We start from the raw sequence: 5736 nt of genomic DNA, 5'->3' as shown, positions 1-5736 counted from the left end.
GTACGGCCCGATCAACTTCCAGTGGCCGCGGGTGATCCCCGATCAGCGGCGGCCGGTGGACAGGATGACGAGGAACTGGCCGCCGCCCGGCTCGACGGCGGCGGTCACGGGCAGTCCCGGTACCAGGCGGGAGAACCGGTCCACCAGCCAATCCGCTGCCGCCTGGGCGTCCTTCTTGGTCGGACAGCGGCCCACCATCTCGCGGCCTCCCTTGCGCTCCAGCCTCTCGGCAACGGTGATCAGCGGCGCGGGTTCGACCACGTACAGGCTCTCCGGCCAGGCGATGACCACCTTGACCGCGCCCTTGCGGGTGTTGCACCCGCGGTGCGCGAGCCGCTCGGCGACCTTGGCCTTCCGGTCGGTGGTCCGGCTGTCGACGCTGGGCCCCCGCGGGTCGTTCACCGACTCGTCGGGGTCGACCGGCTCGTCACAGACCCAGCACCGCCAGCCGTCACGTTCGGCCACATCATCAAGGAGACTCATCCCCGCAACCTAGCCTGCCCGGCCCCAGCACCCGCGCACCAGGGCCCGGCAACGTCCCGCCGCCGGCCGATAGCCCGGCGCCCCCCGGCCGACCAGGATGCAAGGACGCGGGCGTGGCGCGGACCGGGCCGGGTTCCGGTCCCGCCCGCCGCGGCAACTGCGGGCAGGAGGGGCGTCAGCTGATCTGTTCGGCCAGGGCGAGGAGGATGCCCGAGGGACCGCGGAGGTAGCAGAGGCGGTAGAAATCCTCGTACTGCGCCACCTCGCCGATCAGCTCGGCGCCGTGGAGGCGGAGCCGGGCGATGGTGTCGTCGATGTCGTCGACGGCGAACATGACGCGGTGCAGGCCCAGCGTGTTCGGCGGCGGGTTGTGGGATCCGTCGGCGCCGATCGCCGCCGGGTTACGGTACTGCGCGAGCTCCAGCCTGCCGTGGCCGTCCGGGGTCCGCAGCATCGCGATGTCGCTGCGGACCCCTTCGAGTCCGACGGCCTGGTCCGCGAAGAGGCCCTCGATCTGCGCCTTGCCCTCGACCTCCATGCCCAGTTCGGTGAAGAAGGCGACGGCGGCGTCCAGGTCTTCGACGACGATGCCGACGTTGTCCATCCGCTGAAGCGTCATGGCGGTACTCCCTCTGCGTCGCGCGGCCCCTTGAGTCCACCGGTATACCCAGGACGGACCTGGCGTCCCGTATTCGACACCCGTGAACGGGCCGAGTTCCGGAGACCCGCTGCCGGCCGGCCTGCGGGACGGAAGCCGGCGACGGGTGCCAAGGGGTTACTTGGCTCCGAGGCCGGCGTCGGAGACCGCGGGCTTGCCGGCCGCCTTGAGTACCTTGTTGAGGAGCCTGAGGTCGTAGATGCCGTTCAGGTCGGGCTGCTCGATGAACTTGGCCTTGACCGCCCAGTCGGTCTCGGTCTTGAGGGTGCTCGCCAACGGGTCGTCGGTGACGAGGATGCTCGGCCACGCCGGGTGGATGACGCCCGGTTCGACTTCCTTGCCGTTCAGGGCCTTCAGCGCGGCGTTGGCGGAGACCTTGGCCTTGTCCTGGTTGGCGTGGATCCACGCGTTCGTCCTCACCGTGCCGCGCAGTACCGCCTCGACGACGTCCGGGTGATCCTTGAGGAACCTCTGCGACACGATGATGTTCGTGATCACGAACTTGTTCTGCGGCCACAGGAAGCCCTCGTCGAGGAGGACCGCGCCGCCGTCGGAGACGAGCTTGGAGGCCGTCGGCTCCGGCACCCAGGCGCCGTCGATCGTGCCCTGCTTGAAGGCGTCCGGGGTGACCTTGTTGTCCGTGCGCACGACGGTGACATCGCCCTTGCCGGACTCCGGGTCGACCGTCCAGCCCTTGGTGGCGATCCAGTGGAGGAACGCGACGTCCTGCGTGTTGCCCTTCTGCGGGGTGGCGATCCTCTTGCCCTTGACGTCGTCCAGGGTCTTGATCCTGTCCGGGTTCACGACCAGCTTGACGCCGCCCGAAGCGGCCCCGGAGATGATCCGCAGGTTCGAGCCCTTGGACTTGGCGTAGCCGTTGACCGTGGGCGAGGGGCCGATGAACCCGATGTCGAGAGCGCCACTGTTGAGGGCATCGATCTCGGACGGGCCCGCGTTGAAGGTCTGCGGCTTGATCGTGGTGGCGCCGAGTTCCTTCTGGATCAGCCCCTCCTGGATACCGACGAGCGCGGTGGCGTGGGTCAGGTTCGGGAAGTAGCCGATGCGGACCTCGGAAGCCGACAGCGGCTTGCCGGCGTCGGCCGCGACGTCCGCCTTCAGGGGAGCGGCGATCTCCTTGGCCCCGGAGCCGTTGCCGCACGCGGTGAGCAGCAGCGGAAGGGCCGCTGTGACGGCGATGGCGCGCAGGGGGTTGAGCGGTCTTGCGGCAGACACGGAGGTGTCCTTTCGCGGGATGGCGTTCAGGGAAGCGCGGAGGGGGACGGGTGGCAGGAAGACATCGGCACGCGCGGCATCCGCTCCCCCCGTCGTCGGCGGCGGGAGCGTGGTCGCAGGCTGAGGAACAGGGCTGTGGCGGATGCCCGGGGACCGGATGCCCGGGGACCGGATGCCCGGGACCCGAAGGCCCGGGGCCGGATGCCCAGGGGTGGAGTCCCGGCCCGTACGCGCACGTTCGAAGGCATGCGGCGTCGAGGCGGGCCGAGGGGGTTCGGCCCGCCTACGGAGCGAGCCTGCGCAGTGCCCTTACGGCACCCAACGCGCGGGCCAGGTCCAGGCCCGGGCGATGTCAGGCAGGCTGACAGATGGCGCTGGAGGTGTGGCCCAGGTCGATGTGTCGACGAGAGGTCAGAGGCGGCATCCGGTACGAGTGGCGCGGTGTTGGCACGGCCACCCCCCGAATTCCCTAGTTTCCCTACCTGGTTGGTAGGCATCTTGGCAGACCGCGACACCCGTCCAAAGAGGTTGATCGCATGGTGGACACCTGAAGCCCGCGATGCGAGAGAGCAGTTGACTGTCGACCCAGGGGATCACGCACCGGTCCGGGCCTGACATCGTCGGGATGGCCCGCCGGAAATTCCGGTCGACGCAGGTCGCCGCGTGAGAGACCCTCGACGCGGATCGCACCGAGGAGACGACTTGATCAGCGAGTACCAGCAGAAGCTGCGCGAGCGCTACATCGCCGCCGACGTCATGCCGGCTCCGGAGCCGTGGCAGCAAGTGCTGGACGACAGAACCCCCATCGGGGGGCTGCTCGGCATCGGGTTCGCCGTTCATCCCGACAGCGGTCACGACCTCGTCATGGTCGTGTCCAGCGCAGGTCATGGACTCTTCGACGCGGTGACCGGCGAGCGGATCGCCCGAGACCGCGATCCCGACCCCGAAACGAGCACCCCCGACGCCCACCCGGAGCTCACCTGCCCCGGGCTCGGCCCTGTGGCGGGCGTCCCGGTGCGCATTGCCGGACTGTTCGGCGGCGGCCTGCACAGCACGACACCGGACGGCTGGACCCTGGACGTGGTCAACCCCGAGTGGCCGCTCGACCGCGTCATCCTGTCCGTCGACGGCGGGGCACACCAAGGCCCCGCGGGAGGGACGTGGTGGCACGTCTTCCACTCCCGGTACTCGGAACTCCGCGCGGCAGGCTTCTCCCCCTCCGGCCGTACCCTGGCGGTCGCCACCAGCAGCGACCTCACCCTCTGGACCCGGCCCGAGCTCCACTTCCTCGACTGAGCGCAGGGGGAGGAAGGGCCCGGAGCCCGGGCGTTTGCGCGGTGCGGGGCGGGACGCGGGCGCTCCTACGGGTCGGGAGTCGCCGAGTCCTGCGAGGTCGGCGGGACCGGCAGCCGGCATGCGACGCCGGTGTCGTCGCCCTCTTCCGCGCGCGGCCAGTACCGTCCCTCGAGCGCCTCGGCGCTGCGGTTCAGCCGGACCAGGACGTCCTCCAGCTCCCGCACCTCCTCCGGGGACCAGTCGGCGACCACTCGGGCCAGGCAGGACTGGTTGACCTCCCGGTCTCCGGCGAGCCGGCGCCCGCCTTCGACGGTGATGCGCAGCTTGCGGGCCATGCCGCCGTCCGGGTCCGCGACGCGCTCGGCCAGTCCGCAGCGCAGCAGTGCGGCCGTCTGGCGGTTCACGGTCGAGGTGTCGAGACCGAATGCCTCCGCCAACTGCCCGATGGACATGGGGCCTTGCGTGTCGATCCGGCTGAGCAGCAGGTACGCCGACCGTTCCAGGCGTTCGGGGTCGCGCTCGCGCCGGGCAAGCACCTGGTGCCGCGAGAGCAGCATCAGCTCCCGCTCCAGTTTCTCCAGCACTTCGCCTCCAGCCCCTTCCGGCGCTCCATTATCGCGGACCTGTGAACCCGGGGACCCTGGGCCCCCCGCACTGCTCGGCCCGCGGGCGGCACCCCACGGCGGCCGGACACTGCAATATGCATGATACATAGCGTGTGTATCCTGCACTCCTCGTTGTCACCCCGACGAGCCACAGCCTCAACCCGGAGGACCCGCATGACCCTCACCACGTCCACCGCCTCCCGCGCGGCCGAGATCCTGTCCCGGCCCGTCCGGCTGAACGGCCTGACCGTCCCCAACCGCATCGCGATGGCGCCGATGACGCGCATGTTCTCCCCCGGCGGCGTGCCCGGCGAGGACGTGCTGGCGTACTACGCCAGCCGGGCCGCCGCGGGTGTGGGCCTGATCGTCACCGAGGGCACCTACGTCGGTCACGAGTCCGCCGGGCAGAGCGACCGGGTGCCGCGGTTCCACGGCGAGGAGCAGCTGGCGGGGTGGGCGAAGGTCGCCGCGGCCGTGCACGAGGCGGGCGGCACGATCGTGCCGCAGCTGTGGCACATAGGCATGGTGCGCAAGCAGGGCGAGGACCCGTACCCGGACGCGCCCGCCGTCGGCCCTTCCGGCATCCGCGTCGACGGTACCGAGGGGACCGGCAAGGCGATGACCCGCGCCGACCTCGACGACGTCATCGGGGCGTTCGCCGACGCCGCCGCGGATGCCGAGCGGATCGGCTTCGACGGCGTGGAACTGCACGGCGCCCACGGCTACCTGCTCGACCAGTTCCTGTGGGAGCGGACCAACCGCCGCACCGACGCCTACGGCGGCAGCGCGGTGGCCCGTACGAAGTTCGCCGCGGAGGTCGTGGCCGCGGTCCGCGAGCGCGTCTCGGCCGAGTTCCCGGTGATCTTCCGCTACTCGCAGTGGAAGCAGGAGGCCTACGACGGGCGGCTCGCGCAGACCCCGGAGGAACTGGAGGCGATCCTGGCCCCGCTGGCGGCGGCGGGCGTCGACGCGTTCCACGCCTCCACCCGGCGCTACTGGCTCCCCGAGTTCGAGGGCTCGGACCTGAACCTGGCGGGCTGGACCAAGAAGCTCACCGGTCTGCCGACCATCACCGTCGGCTCGGTCGGTCTCGACGGCGACTTCCTCCGTGCCTTCGCCGGAGAGGGTGCCGCGCTCGGCGACATCGACAACCTCCTGGACCGCATGGAGCGCGACGAGTTCGACATGGTCGCCGTCGGCCGGGCGCTGCTCCAGGACCCGCAGTGGGCGGCGAAGGTCCTCGGCAACCGCTTCGACGAGCTGAAGCCGTACGACGCGGCGGCCCTCAGGTCGCTCAGCCGGTAGCCAACGGCTGATAGCTGGTGGCCGGCGGCCCGCAGCCGCCCGGACGGCCGCTCCCGGAAACGCCCCGCCACGTCGGTCCTCCCACCTGGCGGGGCGGTGGCCCACCGGTCCCAGGTCCAGCGCCACCCTGTTGCGCGGGAGGGCGATCAACGGGTG

General features: G+C 70.9%; 6 protein-coding genes. 2 read left to right on the top strand and 4 right to left on the bottom strand.

From position 1 onward, the window contains the following. Positions 1-42 precede the first annotated feature (42 nt). The 3 genes from ACWGDE_RS35390 to ACWGDE_RS35380 all read right to left on the bottom strand — a co-directional run bounded on the left by ACWGDE_RS35390 (position 43) and on the right by ACWGDE_RS35380 (position 2374). On the bottom strand, positions 43-483 hold the full coding sequence (locus tag ACWGDE_RS35390; RefSeq protein WP_453393169.1) for a hypothetical protein: 441 nt from the start codon (positions 481-483) through the stop codon (positions 43-45). Between the two features lie 175 nt (positions 484-658). After that, complete coding sequence (locus ACWGDE_RS35385) at positions 659-1102, bottom strand: VOC family protein (protein WP_453393168.1); 444 nt, start codon at positions 1100-1102, stop codon at positions 659-661. Positions 1103-1258: 156 nt separating this feature from the next. Next, positions 1259-2374 carry an ABC transporter substrate-binding protein gene (locus ACWGDE_RS35380; RefSeq protein ID WP_453393167.1) on the bottom strand — a complete coding sequence of 372 codons (1116 nt, stop codon included), beginning with the start codon at positions 2372-2374 and terminating at the stop codon, positions 1259-1261. 702 nt (positions 2375-3076) lie between these two features. Here ACWGDE_RS35380 and ACWGDE_RS35375 point away from each other — a divergent pair. Continuing rightward, entirely contained in the window at positions 3077-3670 is a 594-nt protein-coding gene (locus tag ACWGDE_RS35375) for a hypothetical protein (protein WP_453393166.1), read from the top strand. A gap of 65 nt (positions 3671-3735) precedes the next feature. Here the strand turns inward: ACWGDE_RS35375 and ACWGDE_RS35370 are convergent, their stop codons facing one another. Next, positions 3736-4227 (bottom strand): MarR family winged helix-turn-helix transcriptional regulator, encoded by a 492-nt coding sequence (locus tag ACWGDE_RS35370; protein ID WP_453393170.1) that lies wholly within the window; start codon positions 4225-4227, stop codon positions 3736-3738. 222 nt (positions 4228-4449) lie between these two features. Here ACWGDE_RS35370 and ACWGDE_RS35365 point away from each other — a divergent pair, with 222 nt between their 5' ends. Continuing rightward, positions 4450-5580 carry an NADH:flavin oxidoreductase gene (locus ACWGDE_RS35365; protein ID WP_453393165.1) on the top strand — a complete coding sequence of 377 codons (1131 nt, stop codon included), beginning with the start codon at positions 4450-4452 and terminating at the stop codon, positions 5578-5580. Positions 5581-5736: the final 156 nt, after the last annotated feature.

It is taken from the genome of Streptomyces sp. NPDC054956, from assembly GCF_053609185.1.
Note: the sequence above shows the minus strand (reverse complement) of the source record. Positions and strands in the feature narration are given on the sequence as shown.